Genomic DNA, 22,253 nt, shown 5'->3' on the forward strand with positions numbered 1-22,253 from the left:
GGACTTGAAAGGTACGGACAATTAGGTGACTGATAACCGCCTCGGCACCAGCGAGGGGATCTACTCCCTGTCCGTGGCGGTATGCTTCTAGAGCTTCGTTACCGGGATCGTCGGGGAAGCGGGCAACCACTGCGATCGCTTCAGCATTAGCTTTATGAATCAACACCTCCGCCGCTCGTAACAAGCTGCCAGGATTACCAATTGTCCCCCAACTGGCTCCCGATGGAGCAGTTCGCAGTTCCACGTTTAAGGGAGCGTCCGTCACTACATAGTCGGTCAAATTCAGTCCTAAGGTAGCGCGGGTGGCATCTGCTGCTTGCAGGTGTCGCAGCCGCAAGTCGGGTTCAATGCCTTGATCGAGAATCAAACCCACCCGATTTTGATGCACAGGGCGTAATCCCCAGCATTTATCAGCAAATTTGTCAAGTCCATACCCTTCTACATACAGGCTGTTGGGTAAGTTCCAGTACAGTTGAGCACCGTTGAGGACGTTGGGGTGAGTAATCAGGCGATCGCTTATTTTGGCGATCGCTCTGGCTACAGGTAGGGCGTCCCCCGCATACCCACCAATTGACGCTCCTACCCCCGTAGGCACGATTAAAACAACAGTGTAAGGACGCACAATAAGAATTATGATTCAGAATTCATCATTGACTCGGAGTGTTGGTGACAATGGCTTCAATATGAGCCTTTTGCTGCTGGGTATCGACGCGGGTAATCGCCCAGCGTAGGGGTTCTCCTCGTTTTTGCAGTTCGGCTTCAATGGCTTGATGCAGTTGGTTGGGTGTTTCTTGCAGGTCAATCTCAGCAGTAATGAAGTGGGTTGTCATTTGAGAATTCCTCTCGGTGTAGTGGTAGTGTACTTAAATTCAAGGCTGACCGAATTGGCGATCGTAGACCTCATCTTCTTTTTCTGACTCAATCTTCAGGTTAGAGCGGGGATATGCCACACAGAGCAACACGTACCCTTCCTTTTGTAATTCTGGACTGAGTCCCATACCATCGCTCTGGTCTACCTTTCCTTCTAAGAGTTTGGCAGCACAGGTGGTACAAACTCCGGCATTACAGGAACTTGGCAAATCTATGCCAGCCGCATAAGCTGCCTTGAGGATCTGTTTATCCTCTGGGGCTTCGATGGTGTGAGTAGTGCCTTGGTGATTGATTTGGACGGTATAGGTCTGGGGCATTGCGTAAATTCTCAAGCTTGAGACTCCGAACCTTTTATAGTACCTGAACTGTGTTGTGTACCTCAATTGCTGAGGAGACAGCCACGGCGTCTGGCACAGAAATCTATGAGAGTTTATTGGACATCCTCAGGTTGCTTCTCACCAAGCGATAAGCGATCACGTTTGGGCATATCCTCCAGCCACTGGCGTCGGGTGGTGGCAATTTTATAGGGAGCCTTCTGTTTTGTCTCGTCGTAGTAGAATGTCTGTCCTAGCACTGGCTCGTCTGCTTCAAGTTCGACATTAATGACTTAGACCTCATACCAAGCACATTTGCTCCTTACAACATTCGGGAATAGGCAGTGCTCAAGTATTCAGAAACTCTTGAGAGTACCCAGATGATCCCCTAAATGATTAAGAAATCTTCATAAAACACAGGTATTATAGAAATAAATCTTTGAAATCCTCTTCAATAAACATCGTGACTCCACAACCCTTACTGGAAACAAATACGCTTGAAAAGCACGTTTGGACTTGGCAAGGTCATCAAATTCAATACACCCTCATGGGAACTGGCAAACCCCTAGTACTCATTCACGGTTTTGGCGCGTCTATTGGACATTGGCGCAAAAATATCCCCATCCTTGCTGCTGCTGGTTATCGCGTGTTTGCCATCGACCTTTTGGGATTCGGAGGTTCTGACAAACCCCCACTGGACTATTCCCTGGAGTTGTGGCAGCAACAGTTAAAGGATTTCTGGGATACTCATATCAGTGAACCCACTGTATTTGTCGGTAACTCTATCGGGGCGCTGCTAAGTCTCATGATCGTGACGAACTATCCAGAGATGGCGGTTGGTGGCGTTTTGATTAACTGTGCTGGAGGTCTAAATCACCGTCCCGACGAGTTGCACCTACCCCTGCGATTAGTTATGGGCGCGTTTACCAAACTCGTGAGTTCCAAAATTACTGGACCATTCCTGTTTAACCTCATCCGCCAAAAACCCCGGCTCCGCCGCACCCTCAGCCAAGTTTACCGCGATCCAGAAGCCATTACAGAAGAATTAATAGACTTAATCTACACACCCTCCTGTGATTCTGGTGCGCAACAGGTCTTCGCTTCTGTACTTACCGCTCCTCCGGGTCCTTCACCAACAGACTTATTATCCAAAGTAGAGCGTCCCTTACTAGTTATTTGGGGAGAAGATGACCCTTGGACTCCCATTGCAGGTGCGGAAATTTATCAACAGCAGCGTCAGATGGGACGAGATGTGGAATTTTTTACAATTCCCAATGCCGGTCATTGCCCTCACGATGAGAAACCCGATGCCGTTAATTCACTGATTCTTGATTGGTTGAATAAGGCATAGATCTGGGGAGTAGGGAGTAGGGACAGATTGGGTATAATCTGCTGGGCAATTTTGTGATTTTTAAAGGAGAGAGATTACCGACCATCTCTCTCCTTACGGATATTTATCTGGAACCCATTACTTATATCCGTAAATATACGCGCATTTTAGGAAAAATTTATCCAGAAATTAAGTAGTTGCCTCGAAGATTTTACAGCTAAAAATCATCACAATTAAAGGGGAATCAGTCCGATGACTTATCATTCACCTATTCTGGTTGTTGAGAGTCTTATCCGGTTGCATCTAGTAGAAAGCTCCAATGAATATCGAAGACATCGCTCAGTACTATATTGCTACTCCCAACACTGAACTCTCTTCCTCTGTAATTAGGAGTTTTCGCCAATTTATTGTTGATTTAGCGCAAGTTGAACTTCAGGGAATCGATTGTCAGTATGTTGATTTTGTACCCTACATGAAAGGAGCGGAACTCTGTTTAGAAGATATTCATGCTGATTTCAACCAAGGAAAATTACTCATCAGCACTCAGTTTAATAACTCCGATCTTCTCGGTTCAGACGTTAATATGCTGTTCCGCTGCATTCATGAAGTCCATCACCTCAAACTCAATGTTGACTTTGGCTTAGAAGGAGAGTTTGCGACTGCTGCTCATATTATTTCTCTCACCGATAACCTGTTATTCAAGCAACTTTTATTTAGCGAGACATTGGGGCAAATCTCCGTGCGTATTTGTACCGAAAAATTCCCCGATTACCAAAAAGTTATTCTCTTCAATTCAGACGTATTGCGGTGTTTGAATAAAGACTGGAAATTCCTTACTCCTGCAAAAAGCACTCTAAAAAATTAACGCACTTTCAGAGTCCGCAATCGATTTAACGCCGCCGCCAGCTCAAAGCGACGGAATAGAACTAAGTCTCCTTCGGGCAAGTTTGAGAGAATATCCAATCCGTTGGACTCAATATCTGCCATAACACGATTCAGGATCTCTGGCATAGTATGCCGTCCGTTGATACACTGCCGTTTGGCATAGACAATTGCTTGAGCGATCGCTCTTAACTGCCCTTTTTCGACAATCTGTTCCACTGCCGCCACATCAATTTCCTCAGTGCCAAATACCACCTCATCCACATCCCGGACTTTCAACTTGACCTCACGCTGCCCCCGACTCGGGTCAATACTTTCGGGTGAGGGAATGCGGGGGGCAATATCACCAAACTCTGTACCCCCTTCGGCAAGGCGTTCCGTTTTGTGTTGCTCGGCGATCGCTTTGGCTTTTTTGGTAACGTCGTGGGGTTGAAAGTTGTCCATCGCAATCACGGTGTCCGCGACATCAAAATAATCGCCGCTACCACCCATCACTAAGAGAGTTGAAACCCCATAGTCAGTATACAACTGTCGCACCTTATCAATAAACGGGGTAATCGGTTCCTTCTCTTTAGCAATCAATTGCTGCATCCGGTGATCGCGAATCATGAAGTTTGTCGCGGCTGTGTCCTCATCGACTAGTAACAGTTGGGCATCCGCTTCTAGTGCCTCAATAATGTTTGCCGCTTGGGAGGTGCTGCCGCTGGCATTCGGGGTCGAAAATTGACGGGTGGAGCGACCTTGGGGTAGCTGATTAATAAAGGGTGAAATATCGACACTGGCAATACTACGACCGTCTTCAGCACGAATTTTCACGGCAGATGATCGAGTCACGACAAATTCTCGCCCATCTCCAGGAATGTGGTTATAAACACCAACCTCAAGTGCGCCGAGTAAGGTAGATTTGCCGTGATAACCGCCGCCAACAATTAAAGTAACCCCTTCTGAAATCCCCATTCCCGTCACGACTCCCCGATTAGGACAGGTAAAGGTGACACGCAGCGCTTCTGGAGATTGGAAGGGGATGGCATCATCGCGCAAGGGGCGATCATTAACGCCACTCATCCGAGGCAAAATTGCACCGTCAGCAACAAACGCCACTAATTCTCGTTCATCTAGCTGCTGGCGCAACCAGTCGGCATCTTCAACGGTTTCGACGTGTTGTTGAATCGCAGTAGCATCTAGAGATTTGTACTTGAGGGCGTCGTCAACGAGTTGGGGAATATCTTTGCACAGCATCTCCGCCGCTTGCCACCCCGATATACGGCGACCTCGTGCTGGTAATCCGACAACGAACCGTACTTCTACCAGTTCGTCGGTGATGAAGGCGGAGGTACGCTCAAGTACTGATTGTCCCACCTGAGTGATCGCAATGAGTCCGCTGTTGCCTGTGCCTCGGCGATCGCTCATCGTTTTTGCCACTCGGTCAAATTGGCGTGTCAGGTAATCTCGGAGAGCAATTTCTCGGCTGGGGGTGCGATAGAGTTCAGGGGGAAAATCGGCAATGGACTGGGGAATTTGCACTCGCACCTGACTGGGGCTAGCAAAGGGATCGCCTTGGACGCGATCAACAATGAGGGTGAAATGGGGGAACTGGTAACGTCCCTTGATATCTTTGTAGGCTTTGTAGCCGCGATCGTCGAGTTGTAGCAGTAACTGGTGCAGGTTTTCTGAATGGGTCATGGGTCATTCATCGTGGGTCATAGATTGTTCGCGAAAAACTAATGACTAATGACAAAGTATCAAGATTTTAACAAGCTTGCCTAACTTTAAAACGATGAACCCGGTTGCTTCAGGAACTCAGCTTCTGCTGGTGTTGTCTGGCGACCTAAAATTGAGTTGCGATGGGGAAAGCGTCCGAAGCGTTCGATGACTCTAAGATGGCGGTCGGCGTAATTGATGCCGTCAGAGCAGTTGGGATCATCTTTAAGGGTTGAGAACAACTTGACGGACTGATGCTGATCTTTGAGATTCTCGCTGTGTTCAAAGGGCATATAAATGAACCATCGCTGAATGGGAAGTAATTCCTGAGCAAAACCGCACTCAATGGTATGTTGGGCGGTTTCGAGGGCTTGGGAGTCGGTTGCAAAGGCTTGGGGCTGTCCGCGAAACATATTGCGGGGGAACTGATCGAGCAGGATAATGAGTGCCAGACAACTGTGGGGGGCTGTTTTCCAGTTATTGAGTTGACCCCCTGCGGCTTGCTGGTAATCGTGGAGAAAGCGCGATCGCACGTCTTCGTCAAAGGCTGGATTTTTGGTAAACCACTGCTTGCGCTTTTTTCCGTAATCTGCATCATCTGGCTTACCAAACCAAAACTCTAAAATTTCCTTAACTTGTGACATCAATTTGTGTTCCTGTTATTGGCGTTAAAATCAATCCTCAACTAGACTTATTGATCACTAGTCTATATGACTAGATGCACCCATATCGGATAGTATCAATGGAAATCTAACTATCGTTAGGAGACTCCCTTTAACTTTTCAAGAAAAAAGTACACACTTATAGATGTGACAGTGGCATTGCAGTCTATTTGTACCCAATTTCTGTACAACAATTGATAGGCTGAAGAGATTCATCCTGTGTAGATTGGAGTCTCCCTTGTTTTTCAGCGTTGTCATTCCCACTTACAACCGCCTCCCTATTCTGGAAAAGTGCCTGAGAGCGTTGGAACACCAACACCTCAGCAGCGATCGCTCTGTCATTGACTATGAAGTAGTGGTAGTGGACGATGGCTCAAGCGATGGAACCTTAGACTGGTTGGAGTCTCACAAAAGCGAATTTCCCCATGTACAAAGGTTTGCTCAAAATCACTTAGGACCGGCAGCCGCTCGAAATCTAGGCGTTGAGCAGGCTCAGGGGGATACCATTATCTTTATTGACAGCGATTTAGTGGTTACTGAGCATTTCCTGCAAGCCCATGCCGATGCCCTAATGGAAGGACAGAAAAAATGGGGAAGCGATCGCTTCTTCACCTATGGCTGGGTAGTCAATACCTGTAATTTCGATAACCCCACCTCCGAACCCTACAAGCTAACGGATTTTTCAGCGGCTTATTTTGCGACGGGAAATGTAGCGATCGCTCGGAAATGGCTCGAAAAAGCTGGACTCTTTGATACCCGCTTCCAACTCTACGGTTGGGAAGATTTAGAACTGGGTGTCAGACTCAAACAACTCGGCTTAAAACTAATAAAATGTCCGGCTGCTGTCGGTTATCACTGGCATCCCCCCTTTGCTTTAAACCAAATTCCCCCCATGATAGACCGAGAAATCCAACGGGGACGCATGGGGGTTTTGTTCTACCAAAAGCACCCGACGTGGGAAGTACGGATGATGATTCAGATGACATGGCTGCACCGTCTTCTTTGGGGAATCCTTTCTCTGGGTGGTAGACTCAACGAACGGACAATGGCTCCTTTTCTACAATGGTTGATTGACCGAGGCAAGCCCCAGTTAGCATTAGAAGTTGCCCGCATTTTTCTCAACTGGTATAACGTGCAGGGGGTTTATGCCGCGTATTCCCAAATGCAACAGTAAAGATGTTCCAGATAACTCAAGTGGATTTCAGGAGATTCATAGCAGAATGCTTAATCAGTGGAGGTATTAATAATGAGCTTATTTATATAGACTCTACCCTTATCACAAAAAACTTTGATTGTTAGCCTGGAATTTTTGGAAGCTTGAGCTTTGAACTTTGGATTAAAGCAAAGAAACCATTACTCAGTCACATCAGACATCCGTCGCAGATTCAAAATGTCGCTCATTTTTTTAATCTGAGTACAGCTTTGCTGCAACTGCTCGTAATCGCGAATATCAATACACAAGTCAATAATCGCGGGTTTACCGTCTTGAGTTTTCACCTGAGCTTTGCGGATGTTGATGTGTTGGTCGCTCAAGCGAGAGAGGATATCTTTGAAGACTCCCACTCGATCGAGGACTTCAATTTGTAAGTTGACTGGATAGGTTTGAGGGCGTCCATTATCGCTATCCGTTGGATTCCAATTGACTGGGATGAGTCGTTCTCCTGGCACATTTTCCACGTTAGAACAACCTTGACGATGAATCGAAATTCCGCGCAAGCGAGTAACAACGCCAATAATCGCTTCCCCAGGAATAGGATTGCAACACCCGGCAATACGGTGCATTAGTCCTTCTACACCTGCAATGGGTTCATCTTTAGCCGTACCCGAATTGGCAGGCATTTTAGAGACTGAAGCAGTGGATACAAGGGTTTCTTCGATTGTTTCTGTCGTTTCAATCGGTTGTGTCTCTGTCACCTCGCCTCGCAGTCGATTGAGGACTAAGTTGAGAGTCACCTCACCGTATCCCAGCGCCGCTAGTAAATCTTCGACACTGTGGTAATTGCAGCGTTCGGCAACGGAGTTCATGGGTTGAGATTTGAGTAAGGATTCAAAGCCCTTTTTACCGACTTCCTTCTCCAACAGTCCCCGACCTCGGGCAAGATTTTCATCACGATTTGATCGCTTGTACCATTGCCGAATCCGGTTACGAGCGCTGGGAGTGACGACAAAATTTAACCAATCTAAACTCGGATGGCTATTTTTCTGGGTGACAATTTCTACAATATCCCCATTCTTCAATGGCGTATCCAGCACCCGCCACTGACCGTTAATTCTCACACCAGCACAGTGATGTCCCACCTCCGTGTGAATTCGATAGGCAAAATCAACTGCCGTTGCTCCCCGGTTTAGAGCCATCACATCCCCATTCGGGGTGAATACATAGACATCATCCTCAAATAAATTATCTTTAACGCTGTCGATGTATTCCTGAGCATCTTTTAAGTCACTCTGCCATTCCAGCAACTGCCGCAGCCAAGTAAATTTTTCATCTTCCGTGGATAGTCGAATATGGTTCGAGCCACCGCTTTCCTTGTATTTCCAGTGCGCGGCAATTCCATATTCGGCAATGTGATGCATTTCTAGGGTGCGAATTTGGATCTCAATGGGACGCCCGTGAGTCCCGATGACACCGGTATGCAGCGACTGATAGCGATTCGGTTTGGGTAAGCCGATGTAGTCTTTAAACCGACCCGGAATCGGTCGAAAGGCATCGTGAACTACAGCCAATGCACGGTAGCACTCTTCTTTTGTCTTTACAAGCAGTCGCATGGCAGCAAGGTCGTAGATTTCGTGAAATCCTTTTTGCTGCCGCTGCATTTTCTGGTAAATTCCATACAAGTGCTTGGGACGAGCGCTGATATCGAGTCCCTGGATGCCAACCTCCTCAAGACGCTGCCGCAGAATTTGCGTGACCTTTGTTAATCGCTCTTCCCGATCTGAACGTCGTTCAGCTACCAGTGCTTGCATCTGGCGGTAGGCTTGCGGTTCGAGATACTTAAACGCTAGATCTTCTAATTCCCATTTAAAGCGTCCAATTCCCAGGCGATTTGCTAGGGGTGCGAAGATATCGCGGGTTTCCTGAGCGATCGCCCGCTGTTTTTCTGGCTTCAAATGTTCTAAGGTGCGCATATTGTGCAGTCGGTCTGCCAACTTCACCACAATCACCCGAATATCTTTTGCCATTGCCAGAAACATCCGGCGGAAGTTTTCGGCTTGGCGCTCGGTTTTGCTAGAGAAGTTGAATTTAGACAGCTTGGTGACGCCTTCTACGAGCTGCCGTACTTCGCTTCCGAACCAAGATTCAATTTCTTCAAGGGTAACGTCAGTATCCTCCACCACGTCATGGAGCAATCCAGCCGCTATCATAGTACTGTTGCCGCCTAAATCTCTTAATAAACCGGCAACGGCGACTGGATGGGCAATGTAAGGTTCCCCAGATGCACGGTACTGGGTTGAGTGGAGTTGGTAGGCAAATTCAAACGCCCGAACGACTAAAGCCGTGTCGTCAGGCAGGGTTTGTTCGTTGGTTGAGGACGCTGTTGATAAACAGTCCTTTAACCAGTCAGGAACTTCAAGGTTGTAAGTAGACGTTGAAGTTAGAGTCATGGCATCCATAGTTACTTTCCTTAACCGATAAAAAATAGCTGTAGGAGTTGTGTACAACTGTAGGGAGATCTCCCGTGGGGCTGCTTCCCCCCTCGGTTTCACTCCTCCGGCACCTGCTGCAATGATTGAGACGGGATGTTAAACAGGGTTTGACGTTATCCTCCTTGATGAGACTACTCCAAGGTCTTGCCAGATGAGCGATTGAGCAGAACTTGATCGAGAGACAAGGGTTTGCCGATACGACAGTGGTAGAGCGAGGAAGCCTTTCGGTTCATCGCTCCTGGGTAGGAAAAGCTGGTTTTAAGGTTTATGCCTTAGCGCTAGCTTTAATATCAGCAATTACTTTGAAAAAAGAAAAGATTCTTTACATTAATTTTAGACCAACGAGGTCAATCATGTTAGCACCGTCACAAAGTCAGCACTATCAGAAATTTCAACAAGCCCTAGAGCAGCTCTACGATAGGATGGCTTCTCCCGATTTAGAGGTAGCAACCATTCTAGAACCTTTCCAGGCAGTTAAACAGCTCTACTACGACCGAATTGCCAGTCTGAGTGCGGATAACATAGCACCGGACTTTACCTCTCGGTGGCAGTCTGTTCAGACAGAAATTCACAAACAGATACGACTGTTAGAGACAGATATGATGCTATTGCAGGCTTCGCGGAGTTCTGCAACATTTAACTCTAGGGCTTCAGGCATTCGTGATCGCCTCAACACCCTGATTCAGTATTGCCAGAGTTTGCTTCAATTTTAGCGCGATCGCTCCATTCGCAGTAGATTAATAAAATTGGACGCTTTGAGGAAAAATAACCCGTGCAATGTCCCAAATGTAGAACAGTGTCCCTGGTAGACGGCTCCCTATCCGATAAGTTTGCTGTCAAGTCCTGCCAGGAATGCAAAGGCACCTGGATTCCGGCTAACGAGTACGAAGGGTGGCAAGCACGTCAAACCTACAATCAAACCGTATCGGATTTACCTCCCGATTCACTAGATATACAATTTGTCAAGTCTCCTTTTGATACCAAAGCAGCATTATGTCCAGAGTGCCAGCGTTACCTGTCTCGCGCTAAAGTCAACCTGAAAACACCGTTTTATGTGGAACGGTGTCCCCAATGCCGGGGGATTTGGTGCGATAAGGGTGAGTGGGACATTCTGGAACGGCTAGGATTGCACACCACCATTGAACAGCTTTTTACCAATGAATGGCAGACTAAGGCACGAGAACGACAACTTTGGGAAAAAGAACGGCAAGCGACTGCGGACAAATTAGGCAGTGAACTGGCATTCCAGGTATTTGAATTGGCAGAACGGTTAGCGAATCATCCGAATGGAGATTTTGGCGTTGCCTATTTAATGCGGCGCGTTGCAGGTAATGTGCAACCGCAAAATCCTAAAAGTGAGAGATGATTCAAATCTTACAAGCAAGTGACCTTTCGCTTTATGAGGTCGAAGAAAAGTTTAACCTACAGCAAGAGCTTCCTCAATATGCCTTGTCTGATGAGTTCACCATTGCCAATCGAGAAAATGGACTCTATCAGGTCTTGCAGATTTTGAAGCGGCTTAAGGACTTGGCGCAGCAGGACTAGAGGGAACCGTTTGGAAATTGGAACATTTTTGCATAGGATTGAGCAATCAAGTCACCGATGACTCGTTACCTTTTCCCTGTCAAGCATGACTGAAGCCCTTTTTTGCGTCGAAAATTTGCGGATAGCTTATCCCACTCAGACAGCAGCCGTTACCCGATGGGCGGTGGATGATGTCTCATTTACCCTGAATCCTGGAGAACGATTGGGATTGGTGGGAGAGTCAGGGTGTGGTAAGTCAACTTTGGGACGAGCGGCAATGCGACTGTTACCGCCATCTAGTCAGATTGAGGGAAAAGTCTGGTTTGAGGGGCGGTCGGTTTTTGATCTCACAGCGACTCAGTTACGCCAGTTTCGTGGGGAAGTGGTGGCGCTGGTGTTTCAAGACCCGATGACTCGCCTCGATCCCCTGATGACGATTGGGGAGCATTGCATTGAAACATTAAGAGCGCATCAATCCCACTTGTCTCGTAAGGAGAGTAAGGAAAAGGCGATTGAAACGCTAGAAGCAGTAAAGATTCCGGCTAATCGCTGGTCGCAGTATCCCCACGAGTTTAGTGGTGGGATGCGACAACGGGTAGCGATCGCTTTAGCGCTATTGCTCAATCCTAAGCTGATTGTTGCCGACGAACCCACTACCAGTCTGGATGTTACCGTATCAGCACAGATTTTAGCAGAATTAACTCGATTGTGCCGGGAACGGGATATGGCACTGTTGCTAATTTCCCACGACCTGGCAATGGTAGGGGAGTACTGCGATCGCATCGCGGTAATGTATGGCGGCAAGATGGTAGAAATGGGTGCATTTGGGGACATTTTGCACAAACCCCAGCATGAGTATACGCGATCGCTCTTGGCAGCAGCGTTGCACATTCAAGCCGTGGGAGATGAGGAGCGGGGGAGCGGAGGAGCGGAGGAGCAGGGGTGCAGGGGTGCAGGGGAGAGTTTGATTGCCTCACCTTCTTATCTGAACACCTCACCTATACTGCGGGTGAAAAATCTAAAGCAGTATTACACCTTAGAAGGAAATTTTATCGCTCAATTCTTTTCTAAAGAGCGTCAACTTATCAAAGCAGTCGATAATGTCAGTTTTGAACTGTATCCGGGTCAGGTATTGGGACTCGTGGGAGAATCAGGATGTGGCAAGAGTACTCTGTCTCGCACAATTTTGCAGCTTATTGCTCCGACTTCTGGAACCGTTGAATTTCAGGGAACCAACTTAACCCAACTAGATCGAAAATCTCTGCGGGAAATGCGACGGCAAATCCAAATGATATTTCAAGATCCCCATGCTTGTCTTAATCCGTTGATGACGGTGGGACAAAGTATTGCTGATCCACTCTTTATTCACCACATGGCAGATGCTATGGCAGCAAAACGTCAAGTAATTGAGATGCTGGAACGGGTGGGGTTAACTCCGACAGAGGAGTACTACCATCGATATCCAGCAGACTTATCCGGGGGACAGCAACAACGAGTAGCGATCGCACGGGCTTTGATTACTCGCCCAAGTTTGTTAATCTGTGATGAACCCGTGAGTATGCTGGATGCTAGTGTGCAGACGCAGGTACTGGAGTTGATGCGATCGCTGAAGGATGAATTTAAATTAACGTATTTGTTCATTACCCATGACCTTTGGGTAGCGCGGTTCTTTTGCGATGCGATCGCTGTTATGAATAAGGGTAAAATTGTGGAAATGAGAGCAACTGAGGAACTCTTTACCAATCCCCAACACCCCTACACTCAAACACTCCTACAAGCTGCTCCCCTACTAGCAACACATCCGGGTAAGTAGGGGTGCAGAGGAGTTAGTCATTTATTCAATTCCCGTAGGACAGGCATCTTGCCTGTCTCAGCTATTAACTAACTCTTTATTTGTGGGAAAGGACATAAAGTAACCCAATAACAAAGCTGCGTCTCAAGCATTCTCTTGAGACATTTCTGCCAGATACTGTCTCACCCAAGCGCGGAAAGCTTTCTGAAAAATTCTTGGACTTGCACTTATATTTTGTTCAATGAACCCAGGTATTTCTTTAGCCGGAAATGTCCCAAAAGCCAGGCTTGTATCAGTTTCTTTGTAGGTTCCTGATTCAAGCTGATAGATGTGCAGTACAGTCATGTCATAGAGCCAAATTTCAGGAACTCCTAGAGCGGCATAAATGGCTTGTCTTTTGAGGGAAGGGCTGGTATAGTCTACTTCCAGGATCAGGTCTGGAGGCGGGTCTTTAGAAAGGTTGATGTTCGGCTTTATATTCCGAATCGCTGGCTCATTCTGAATATAGAAGCAATTATCAGGCTCTGCTCCCTTCAATAAATCTTTTCGTTTCCAGGTGGTTGAACCGAGAGCCTCGCAATCCATATCCAATTCTTCTGCTAGGTATTTAATCAAATCCCTGATGATTTCTTTGTAGTATTCGTGTTTCTGCGATGGCATTCTAATTTCAAGTGTTCCTCGGTCATAAGCTAATCTTGCAGAACGATTATCGCCTAGTTGTTCTAGAATACTTTCAAACTCTTCCCAACTGACGTTATAGCGTAGTTCTCGTGTTTCTCTGTCTTCCTCGTCGCTTCTCTCCTGAATTAATGCCTGAAAGCGCTCATCTTCTCGAATGCTATCAAAGTCTGAGTCAATTTTTGCATCCTCTCGGTATTCGTCAGGACTCAGATTAAGGGCTTGTTGTAAGTTCTCGATAGCTTGCTCAACATTACCTTGCAAGGCATAGCAGCAAGCCTTGTTGTAAAAAGCATCGGCATAGTTAGGTTGAAATTCTAGGACTTTGTTAAAGCTAGCGATCGCTTCTCTGTAGCGCCCCAAGTTTCCCAAGGCTACACCTTGATTGTACCAAGCGTTGTAGAATTCCTGATTTTTTTTTATAGCTTCCTCGTAGCACGTTAGGGCTTCTTCATCACGTCCTAACTCATCAAGTGCTAAACCCCAATTATTCAAAGCTTGATAAAGGTCTGGTTTAATTTCTAGAGCTTTGCGCCAGCTATAAATTGCATCTTCAAAGTGTTCCAAGTGAAATAGCGTATCACCTCGGTTGTACCAAGCTTCGTAGAATTCATCTTCTTTTCCTTTCAGGGCTTTATCATAGCTCTTGATTGCATCTTCATAACGTCCCAACTGAAACAGTGCATTGCCCCGGTTGTACCAAGCGTCGGAGAAATCTTGTTTTTTCTGTAGGGGTTTTTCGTAGTTTATTATCGCTTCTTCATAACGTTCTAACTTGAACAGCTCGTTGCCCTGGTTATACCATGCATCTTCCTTGTCAGGTTTGATTTCCAGGAGTTGTTCGAGTTTAGCTGTTACTTCCTTATTGCGCTCTAATGTTGCTGTACTCATTGCAGTATTTATTCCATTCAAGTTTTGCCAAATTCGTCATCTAAATTTTAATGCTACTTTCCCTCACTTCTCTTGACATCCCCAATCAACGCCTGAAACCGCTTATTCTTCCGCAACCGCTCCAAATCTGGATCAGTTTTCGCAAACGGCAGGTACTTAGCCGGATTCAGTTTAATCGCCTGTTCAATATGATTAACCGCTAACGTCACATTCCCCTGCATTGCATAACAATACCCCTTGTTATAAATCGCATTTACATGATTGGGATTAACCGCTAACGCCTTATCAAAATTTTCCATCGCTTCCTTATAGCGCCCCAACTTCACCAACGCATAGCCCCGATTGTCCCAAGCTTCATAGTTCTCCGGCATACAGACTAACGCCTTATCATAACTAGCGATCGCTTCCTTCAAGCGACCCAATCGCCGCAGTGTCAACCCCCGATTATTCCAAGCGTGAGTCTCATTAGGGTCAAATTCTAGGGCTTTCTCAAAGCATATCAAGGACTCTTTTTGCTTCCCCAACTTAGACAGCATATTCCCTCGATTAATCCAACTGCCTACATGATCTTGCTTAATTTCTATCGCCTTGCCAAAACTGGCGATCGCCTCTTCAAGTTTATCCGCTACCATCAAGGCACAGCCTCGGTTGTACCAAACTTCCGGGTCATCCGGATTAAGGTAAAGGGCTTTATCGTAACTTTTAATAGCTGTTTGCACGCGACCTAAGTTCGTGAGTACATTACCCCGATTACTCCACGCTTTATAGTAATTTGGGTTAATTTCTATAGCTTTCTCATAGTCAGTCAGCGCCTCTTTATTACGACCCAAAAACGCCAAAGAATTTCCCCGATCGCCCCAAGCCTCGTAATGGTCGGGTTCAATCTCAATCACCTTGTCAAAACTTGCGATCGCTTTTTCATGTTGCCCCCACTCCGCCAGAGCAATACCCCGATTTAACCAAATTCGAGTATCATCCGGCTTCAATTCACTGGCTCGGTCAAAACTAGCAACAGACTCCTCGTAACGCTGCAAATGTCCCAGTGCCAATCCGCGACAAGCCCAAGCATCCACATTTTCAGGCGTTAGCTGAACCGCATCATCAAAAAGGGCAACGGCAGCATCAAAATCTCGCGACTCTAAACAGCGCACACCCTGTTGAAAAATAAATTTAGCAGCGTTTGGGTCAGTCATTGGATTGTAGATTTTAGATTTTGGATTGAGTAGGGAGTAGGACAAAATTTTTACCCCACTCCTTACTCCCTACTCCCGTTCGGCTGACGCTCACGGCGGAAGCCCACTCCCTTTCTCAAAGTTACGGCTTAGAACGCAACTTGGTATAAATACCTTGGGCAAATTCTAAGGCGACCGATAACTTACTGGTTTGTTGCGGATACTCCACGACTGGGCGAGCAATAACCACTAACGGGATACTCAATTGAGCAGCAACGTGCCGTTTCACCGCTTCTCCCCCAGCTACTCCTGATGCTTTAGTTACAACTAACGAGATATTCCAGCCACACCAAAGCGCCTTTTCCAATTCAGCGGTTACAGGGGGGCGTAGGGCAATCAGACGATCAGAACTAAATCCAGCGGCTATGGCGGCTTCTAGGGACGTGACAGCGGGTAAAATGCGGGCGAATAGAGTTGAGCGGTTTTGCCAATTGCGAAACAAGGATAAGGCTTTGTAACCGACTGTGAGTAGTACCCGCTGCTGGTCGAGGTAATCGCTTTCTAACAAAGTCTGAAAACTGTCTAGGTAAATGACCTGTGGGTTATCCCCTTGAGACTCAACCGCTGGACGCTCAAAGCGTAGATAGGGAATTTGCAACGATTGTGCTGCCTGAATTGCCCTCTGAGAAATTTCCACCGCAAATGGATGGGAGGCGTCGAGAATCGCACTAATTTGCTGCTGCCGCAAAAACTGATTGAGCTGGCTGGCATCCAAACGCCCTACCTGCACCTGTAACGTTGGCGTTTTGGGATAAAGTGCCTCGGCTGCTGCTGTGGTGACAGTTACGATACAAGGTAATTTTAAAAAAGCGATCGCCTCGGCTAACTGGGTACTCTCACTCGTTCCGCCAATCAGCCAGAGGCGTCTGCTAATAGGTAACACGCTTTTCAAACAAGCGACGATAGTGCAATAATCAGTGTCCCTTCAGAGCTTTGGTAAAATTTTTGCGATAGGACTTATTCATCACGAGCAAAGCGGGCCACAACAGGGACAAGTAAAGACGATTGGGCAGACTGGGGTTGAAGTTCGTGCGATTGAACCCCTTCCAGAACTTCCAAACCCCGTAGCCGTAAACTCCCAATAGAACCAGAATCAATAAATTTAAAAATGGATTCATTCAATCAACCCCCATGACGACTGAGCGGCGGCTTCCAGTACTTGAAAGCAAAATATAGCATTAGCCCAGCGAGTAGGTAACGCTCATTTCTCAATTTTAACCGCACCTATCCCGTTAGACTGGAGTGACCCAGAACTAGAGCTTGGAGGTTGCATTGCCTTTTCCCAATCTCCAATTCCCCAGATAAGCTCTAGGGTTTGACCCTAGTTCAACAGAATTTCTCAAGTTCTGTCCTCTAGAAAATATCACCCCTATGGGTTGCACCGTAAAGCTTTCAGGCTTTCAGTTCAGCTTTATCCAGGGTAGGTGGAATTGATCCCGGCTACAACTCAAAGTAGCATTAGATTCAGTTCCAGTCTATCGATTGTTCAGTTGTGGGGACACCGTTAGGAGAGAGTGACCAGCTAAATGTTTCTTTTTTCACTTTTTTCATCGGAGACTGTTAAAGACAAACAAACCGTGAATTATACGGCAGCAAAGCCGTAAAGCGCAAGAACTTAGGAGGACTTATGCGAGCAGTGCTGATGGCAGGCGGTTCGGGAACACGTCTGAGACCGCTGACCTGCGATCTTCCCAAACCGATGGTTCCGGTGTTAAATCGACCGATCGCCGAACACATTATCAACCTACTCAAGCGACATCAGATTACAGAGGTCATTGCCACACTGTACTATCTCCCCGATGTTATGCGGGACTACTTCCAAGACGGCAGTGATTTTGGGGTGCAACTGACCTACGCCGTAGAGGAAGACCAGCCGCTTGGCACTGCGGGGTGTGTCAAAAATATTGCCGAATTACTCGATGATACCTTCTTAGTGATCAGTGGCGACAGCATTACTGACTTCGATTTGACAGCCGCGATTGAATTCCATAAAAGCCGAAAATCCAAAGCGACGATCGTTTTGTACCGCGTTCCCAATCCCGTTGAATTTGGGGTGGTGATTACGGATGAGGAAATGCGCATCCGTCGGTTTTTAGAAAAACCTTCAACTAGCGAAATCTTTTCAGATACCGTTAACACAGGCACCTACATCCTAGACCCCTCTGTTTTAGAGTACCTTCCCGAAAACACAGACAGCGACTTTTCTAAAGATTTGTTTCCCTTGCTCCTAGAAAAAGGGGAGCCGATGTATGGCTATGTTGCTGACGGATACTGGTGTGATGTTGGACATCTAGATGCTTACCGGGAAGCGCAATACGACGCTTTGCACAAAAAAGTAAAGCTAGACTATGCCTACGAAGAACAAAGCCCCAACTTGTGGGTGGGGCAAAACACATCCATTGACCCGAGCGCCAAGATTGAAACCCCAGTCCTGATTGGTAACAATTGCCGCATTGGTCCGGGAGCGCGGATTGAATCGGGTACGGTAATTGGCGATAACGTTACCGTTGGCGCTTACGCAGACCTGAAGCGACCGATTCTCTGGAATGGTTCAATTATCGGTGATGAAGCCCACCTGCGTGCCTGTGTTATTTCTCGAGGAACGCGAGTAGACCGTCGCGCTCACGTTTTAGAAGGTGCTGTCGTTGGTTCCCTTTCGACGGTGGGAGAAGAAGCACAAATTGGTCCGAGCGTGCGTGTCTGGCCCAGTAAGAAAATTGAATCGGGTGCCACGTTGAATATGAATCTCATTTGGGGAAATACTGCTCAACGCAATCTTTTTGGTCAACGGGGTGTCCAAGGTTTAGCCAATATCGATATTACTCCAGAATTTGCGGTCAAGTTAGGAGCGGCTTACGGTTCTACCTTAAAACCGGGTTCTCAGGTGGCAGTCTCCCGCGACCAGCGGAGCATCTCTCGCATGGTTTCCCGGTCCTTGATTGCTGGTTTGATGTCCGTCGGCATTCACGTCCAGAACCTGGAAGCAACCGCGATTCCGATCACTCGCTTAGTTGTTCCCACCCTAGCCGTTGCAGGTGGCATTCACGTAAGGGTACACCCCGATCGCCCCGATTACATCCTCATCGAAATTTTTGACGCTAAGGGCATCAATATCTCGAAAGCGAAAGAGAAGAAAATTGAGGGTGCTTACTTCAAGGAAGACTTGCGGCGATCGCCTATTGCTGAAATTGGCAATGTCAACTACCCCAGTCAGTTACTTGACCTCTACAGCACTGGCTTTGAGCGACATCTGAACATTGAAGCCATCCGCAATAGTGGCGCGAAGTTAGTGATTGACTACGCTTATGCGGTTTCCGGTGCTGTTCTGCCGGTGCTGCTGGCTAAGTTTGGTTGTGATGCGGTCGTTCTCAATGCCAGCTTGAACCAAACGTCTCTCTCGTCAGATGAACGGGAGGGATTACTAACTCAGTTGGGTCAAGTGGTCGAGGCACTGAAAGGGAACTTTGGCGTGCAGGTATCTGCCAATGGGGAGCAAATGATTCTGGTGGATGAATCAGGAATGCCTGTACGGGGTGAAACCCTGACGGCACTGCTGGTGAGTGTCATTCTGACAGCACATCCCAGAAGTACGGTGGTGGTTCCGGTACATGCATCCGGTGCTGTTGAACAGATTGCCCGACGGCACGATGGCAGAGTGATTCGCACCAAAGCCAATCCGGCAGCGTTGATGGAGGCATCTCAAACGAATCCCAATGTGGTGCTGGGAGGCTCTGAGGAAATGGGCTTTATTTTCCCGCAGCTCCATCCCGGCTTTGATGCGATGTTCTGCATTGCTAAACTGGTCGAGATGCTGACTATCCAGGAGCGATCGCTCGGTCAGATTCGCAGTGAACTTCCTCGTGTTTGCCATAAAACCTACACGATGCGCTGCCCTTGGACGGTGAAAGGCGCTCTCATGCGCCATCTGGTAGAAACTCACCCCAACGAAAACTTAGAACTCATCGACGGGGTGAAAATTGTCGAACGCCAAACAGACAGTTGGGTGCTGATTCTGCCAGATGCCGGAGAACCTCTGGTGCATATCTTTGCTAACAGTGATGACCGTGAGTGGGTAGACGAAAATCTTCGGAAGTACCGCAACTACGTTCAAGAGTTCGTTGAACAAGAAAGTGGGGCAGAGATTCCTAGAGCCGAAGCTTTGATCTAGGCTATCTGTCACCTGAACGATTGGGTCGTTCCATGGCGACCGGATACTGAATCAAACTGAGTACTTTTGTACTATAATTAAGGAGGATGCTGGACAATTCTAGCAGACTCCTTTTTTTCAGATAGATTTAACTTGCTCATTGATGAAAGTGGCAATGGTACACTAGTTCAGGTGTAGATTTTTTGAAGCTGACTAGAACGTAACACGCGCCACTCGAACAAATAGCGATCGCATTCATCGCCAGGAGACTTGAACCATGAATAGCTGCATCTTGATGGCACAAATCATTCAAGATCCAGAACTCCGCTATACCTCTGACAATCAAACTCCCATTGCCCAAATGCTGGTGGAGTTTCCCGGTATCAAGGCAGAAGACCCACCAACGACGTTAAAAGTAGTCGGCTGGCGCGAATTGGCGCATGACATTAAGGAAAATTATGCAGTAGGCGATCGCATTGTCATAGAAGGTCGCTTGGGGATGAATACGATCGAGCGATCGGAAGGGTTTAAAGAAAAGCGTGCTGAATTAACGGCTTCCCGAATTTACAAACTGGGAGCGGATACTGAGTTAGAACCTCAAGTCTCTACCTCTTCGACAGCGTTGCCGACTCCGGCACCCACATCAACTCCAAAATCAAATAACGTTGTTGTCCCCATGAGGGCGCGTAGCTCACCAGCACCAGCATCTGTTCCTAGCAGTACCGGGAGAGATTATTTATCTTCAGTCGATGAGCCAACCTTTGAACCTCCGGCTACTGTTCCAACGTCAACGTCTGTCACTTCAGAGAGTGAGAAAGACTTGGATGATATTCCTTTTTAATCCCTTTCTCGTTGGGGAGTAGGGAGTGGGGAAGATTGGTGCAGATAGTTTTACGGTTTTGACTCCTCCCCTGTCTAGGAGAGGTGATCAAGATTTCTGGCTTCCCCTTCCAGTGTATGTAGCAAGCAAAGAGCCGAAAGGATTGCTTTTTGTAATCCTTTCTATTAAATTTATCTATAGTCGGTTGTCGAGCTTGTAAAAACTCCCATTGTGTTTCAGCTTCTATATCCACTGGTTCATGCTATAGAGCCTTTTCTGATTCCGGTATGCTTTTGTTTAGCATGGGGATTGGTTGTTCTCTTCGTCTTGACCGTCTGGTCGGCAATGAGAGACAGTGTAGCTAGAGCAAAACGGATGCATCAGATTCCTTGTGCCTACTGCCAGTTTTTCACGAATGATCACCGTCTCAAATGTACGGTAAATCCATCAATTGCCAGTTCTGAGAATGCCATTAATTGTCGGGACTACTGTCCTGTGAATAAACAGATTCCCACAAACCAGAACCTAGCTTGATGCAAAGCTCGCTCGCACCTGTCGGTATTTAAACCCAACTGCTAATTTCCGCCGTTGTGAGGGAACGTTCTAACTTGACATATTCCCGTTTTGATGATTCTAGGATGTGTTTCATCGCCACAGCTTTGCCCTCATCGGCGGCGAGAAAGGCAGCATTCATGGCGATGGAGCGGGTATTGCCGCCTGTAACGCTGAGGTTGCCGAGTTTGGTATAGTTGGGGCTTGCTGGTGGGGGTTTATTTGGGGAAGATGCAAGACCAAATTTCGGCTCGGGATTTGCCGTCGGGGAAGGGGAATTTAACGATAAAGCGGATACGGCGTAGGAAGGCTTGGTCGAGGGATTCTTTCAGGTTAGTGGTGAGGATGGCTAGTACCGCTACCGATGAAAAACCTAATCCCCCAGCCCCCTTCCCTGCGAGGGAAGGGGGAGTAAAAATCTTACTCACCTCTTCTCGGGAGGGGTTAAATGGACAGGACTTACGCAGCACCGCCATCTGGTAGCAGCGTTTTTGTATCAGGCATTAGTCAGCACAGATCAAGCTGTAGCCATTTCCTCACCCTATGTGGCAGCCGTTGAATTTGAGGGAATAGAAGCGGGAGAAGTACGAGAACTCGAAACGGGTAAACCTCAGCGTCAAAACTGCAACCAAGGAATTGGGAATGGTGCAGAAGGTTGCGATCCCGGTAACTCCCGTCCTCATGGCGGCAGTAATGATGAGGGAAGACGGACACCTGGAGGTCGTCGCTAAGGTTTTTTATTTCTTACTCTATCAGTGGCAGGTATTCTTGTACAGGGTGTATTTATCCATTCAAGAGTTTTTGGGATAGACAGCTCATGTTGCCCGAATTTCAATTCAGGGCTTAACTCAGCAACATTCAACTTAAGGGTGATGATTGTTTTGTGGGCGATTGCTAAACTATACCTACACCTATAGATATGCCCATGAATCGATTTTTGCCAGATTCCAATTCTAACTCTTCTCCCTATAAAACTCCTCTAGGAGTTCCTCAACAGAATAAAACTGTACATCCCCCAGAAGATACTGCAACAGCAGCTCCCAAAACAGTTCGCAAAGTCAAGAACATCTACATCATCCTCTTAGTCATTGGCTTAGGTTTGGGGATACTTACCTCTGTGGGGGTTGTCGCTGTTATTGAGCAACTCGGACTGACTGAAGCCCCTGTAGAGGTAGAAAAAACTCTTCCCCAACCCGAGGTGAACTAGAAA

The 22,253-nt window shown here is 47.2% G+C and carries 23 protein-coding genes and 1 pseudogene; 12 read left to right on the forward strand and 12 right to left on the reverse strand.

Going from position 1 to position 22,253, the window contains the following annotated elements:
- The 4 genes from IQ257_RS03600 to IQ257_RS03615 form a co-directional block, all read right to left on the reverse strand.
- Positions 1 to 625 (reverse strand): DUF3326 domain-containing protein (locus IQ257_RS03600; protein ID WP_193932934.1); only part of this gene is annotated, 625 nt, incomplete at its 3' end.
- A 22-nt stretch (positions 626 to 647) separates the two neighbouring features.
- Positions 648 to 830: a hypothetical protein gene (locus IQ257_RS03605; RefSeq protein ID WP_193880080.1), complete on the reverse strand. Its 183-nt coding sequence runs from the start codon at positions 828 to 830 to the stop codon at positions 648 to 650.
- A gap of 39 nt (positions 831 to 869) precedes the next feature.
- On the reverse strand, positions 870 to 1,187 hold the full coding sequence (locus IQ257_RS03610) for a 2Fe-2S iron-sulfur cluster-binding protein (RefSeq protein WP_193880083.1): 318 nt from the start codon (positions 1,185 to 1,187) through the stop codon (positions 870 to 872).
- Positions 1,188 to 1,300: 113 nt separating this feature from the next.
- A complete protein-coding gene (locus tag IQ257_RS03615) occupies positions 1,301 to 1,444 on the reverse strand; it encodes a hypothetical protein (protein WP_193880085.1) in 144 nt (47 codons plus the stop codon).
- A 203-nt stretch (positions 1,445 to 1,647) separates the two neighbouring features.
- On the opposite strand from IQ257_RS03615, the gene IQ257_RS03620 reads away from it, so the two are divergent.
- Together IQ257_RS03620 and IQ257_RS03625 are read left to right on the forward strand one after the other, a co-directional pair.
- Positions 1,648 to 2,535: an alpha/beta fold hydrolase gene (locus tag IQ257_RS03620; RefSeq protein ID WP_193880088.1), complete on the forward strand. Its 888-nt coding sequence runs from the start codon at positions 1,648 to 1,650 to the stop codon at positions 2,533 to 2,535.
- Positions 2,536 to 2,833: 298 nt separating this feature from the next.
- A complete protein-coding gene (locus IQ257_RS03625) occupies positions 2,834 to 3,379 on the forward strand; it encodes a hypothetical protein (RefSeq protein WP_193880090.1) in 546 nt (181 codons plus the stop codon).
- Here the strand turns inward: IQ257_RS03625 and IQ257_RS03630 are convergent.
- Complete coding sequence (locus IQ257_RS03630) at positions 3,376 to 5,079, reverse strand: ABC-ATPase domain-containing protein (RefSeq protein ID WP_193880092.1); 1,704 nt, start codon at positions 5,077 to 5,079, stop codon at positions 3,376 to 3,378. The two genes, IQ257_RS03625 and IQ257_RS03630, sit on opposite strands and share 4 nt — an antisense overlap.
- Before the next feature lie 86 nt (positions 5,080 to 5,165).
- Complete coding sequence (locus tag IQ257_RS03635; protein WP_193880095.1) at positions 5,166 to 5,741, reverse strand: DUF924 family protein; 576 nt, start codon at positions 5,739 to 5,741, stop codon at positions 5,166 to 5,168.
- A 256-nt stretch (positions 5,742 to 5,997) separates the two neighbouring features.
- Between IQ257_RS03635 and IQ257_RS03640 the strand changes: the two genes are divergently transcribed.
- Positions 5,998 to 6,933 carry a glycosyltransferase family 2 protein gene (locus IQ257_RS03640; protein WP_193880098.1) on the forward strand — a complete coding sequence of 312 codons (936 nt, stop codon included), beginning with the start codon at positions 5,998 to 6,000 and terminating at the stop codon, positions 6,931 to 6,933.
- Between the two features lie 179 nt (positions 6,934 to 7,112).
- Here the strand turns inward: IQ257_RS03640 and IQ257_RS03645 are convergent, their stop codons facing one another.
- Entirely contained in the window at positions 7,113 to 9,374 is a 2,262-nt protein-coding gene (locus tag IQ257_RS03645) for a RelA/SpoT family protein (protein ID WP_193880101.1), read from the reverse strand.
- A 203-nt stretch (positions 9,375 to 9,577) separates the two neighbouring features.
- Between IQ257_RS03645 and patD the strand changes: the two genes are divergently transcribed.
- The 4 genes from patD (at position 9,578) to IQ257_RS03665 (ending at position 12,744) form a co-directional block, all read left to right on the forward strand.
- Entirely contained in the window at positions 9,578 to 10,120 is a 543-nt protein-coding gene (gene patD, locus IQ257_RS03650) for a heterocyst frequency control protein PatD (protein ID WP_228060399.1), read from the forward strand.
- Positions 10,121 to 10,179: 59 nt separating this feature from the next.
- Positions 10,180 to 10,773, forward strand: a complete 594-nt coding sequence (locus IQ257_RS03655) for a zf-TFIIB domain-containing protein (protein WP_193880104.1) — start codon at positions 10,180 to 10,182, stop codon at positions 10,771 to 10,773.
- Complete coding sequence (locus tag IQ257_RS03660) at positions 10,770 to 10,952, forward strand: hypothetical protein (RefSeq protein WP_193880107.1); 183 nt, start codon at positions 10,770 to 10,772, stop codon at positions 10,950 to 10,952. Before IQ257_RS03655 ends, IQ257_RS03660 begins: the two co-directional genes overlap by 4 nt.
- A gap of 85 nt (positions 10,953 to 11,037) precedes the next feature.
- Positions 11,038 to 12,744, forward strand: a complete 1,707-nt coding sequence (locus IQ257_RS03665; RefSeq protein WP_193932932.1) for a dipeptide ABC transporter ATP-binding protein — start codon at positions 11,038 to 11,040, stop codon at positions 12,742 to 12,744.
- A gap of 123 nt (positions 12,745 to 12,867) precedes the next feature.
- On the opposite strand, the gene IQ257_RS03670 is transcribed toward IQ257_RS03665, so the two are convergent.
- The 4 genes from IQ257_RS03670 to IQ257_RS03685 form a co-directional block, all read right to left on the reverse strand.
- Positions 12,868 to 14,292 (reverse strand): Uma2 family endonuclease, encoded by a 1,425-nt coding sequence (locus tag IQ257_RS03670; protein ID WP_193872681.1) that lies wholly within the window; start codon positions 14,290 to 14,292, stop codon positions 12,868 to 12,870.
- A 53-nt stretch (positions 14,293 to 14,345) separates the two neighbouring features.
- Positions 14,346 to 15,485, reverse strand: a complete 1,140-nt coding sequence (locus tag IQ257_RS03675; protein WP_193872680.1) for a tetratricopeptide repeat protein — start codon at positions 15,483 to 15,485, stop codon at positions 14,346 to 14,348.
- Positions 15,486 to 15,606: 121 nt separating this feature from the next.
- Positions 15,607 to 16,407: a cobalt-precorrin-6A reductase gene (locus IQ257_RS03680; RefSeq protein WP_193872679.1), complete on the reverse strand. Its 801-nt coding sequence runs from the start codon at positions 16,405 to 16,407 to the stop codon at positions 15,607 to 15,609.
- Positions 16,408 to 16,438: 31 nt separating this feature from the next.
- Positions 16,439 to 16,642, reverse strand: coding sequence for a hypothetical protein (locus tag IQ257_RS03685; protein WP_193872678.1), 204 nt, complete (start codon positions 16,640 to 16,642; stop codon positions 16,439 to 16,441).
- A 509-nt stretch (positions 16,643 to 17,151) separates the two neighbouring features.
- Between IQ257_RS03685 and IQ257_RS03690 the strand changes: the two genes are divergently transcribed.
- The 3 genes from IQ257_RS03690 (at position 17,152) to IQ257_RS31030 (ending at position 21,025) form a co-directional block, all read left to right on the forward strand.
- The gene (locus IQ257_RS03690) at positions 17,152 to 19,692 is read left to right on the forward strand and encodes a mannose-1-phosphate guanyltransferase (RefSeq protein WP_193872677.1); all 2,541 of its coding nucleotides are present in this window, start codon (positions 17,152 to 17,154) and stop codon (positions 19,690 to 19,692) included.
- 256 nt (positions 19,693 to 19,948) lie between these two features.
- Positions 19,949 to 20,512: a single-stranded DNA-binding protein gene (locus tag IQ257_RS03695; RefSeq protein ID WP_193872676.1), complete on the forward strand. Its 564-nt coding sequence runs from the start codon at positions 19,949 to 19,951 to the stop codon at positions 20,510 to 20,512.
- Between the two features lie 354 nt (positions 20,513 to 20,866).
- Positions 20,867 to 21,025 (forward strand): hypothetical protein, encoded by a 159-nt coding sequence (locus IQ257_RS31030; protein WP_322744170.1) that lies wholly within the window; start codon positions 20,867 to 20,869, stop codon positions 21,023 to 21,025.
- A 28-nt stretch (positions 21,026 to 21,053) separates the two neighbouring features.
- Here the strand turns inward: IQ257_RS31030 and IQ257_RS31355 are convergent.
- A pseudogene (locus IQ257_RS31355) lies at positions 21,054 to 21,396 on the reverse strand (ATP-binding protein); the annotation flags it as partial.
- A gap of 138 nt (positions 21,397 to 21,534) precedes the next feature.
- On the opposite strand from IQ257_RS31355, the gene IQ257_RS03710 reads away from it, so the two are divergent.
- Both IQ257_RS03710 and IQ257_RS03715 read left to right on the forward strand, forming a co-directional pair.
- A complete protein-coding gene (locus IQ257_RS03710) occupies positions 21,535 to 21,774 on the forward strand; it encodes a hypothetical protein (RefSeq protein ID WP_193872673.1) in 240 nt (79 codons plus the stop codon).
- A gap of 188 nt (positions 21,775 to 21,962) precedes the next feature.
- Positions 21,963 to 22,250, forward strand: a complete 288-nt coding sequence (locus IQ257_RS03715) for a hypothetical protein (RefSeq protein ID WP_228060400.1) — start codon at positions 21,963 to 21,965, stop codon at positions 22,248 to 22,250.
- Positions 22,251 to 22,253 lie beyond the last annotated feature (3 nt).

Source organism: Coleofasciculus sp. LEGE 07092 (assembly GCF_015207375.1).
In the GTDB taxonomy this organism is placed as follows: Bacteria; Cyanobacteriota; Cyanobacteriia; order Cyanobacteriales; family Coleofasciculaceae; genus LEGE-07092.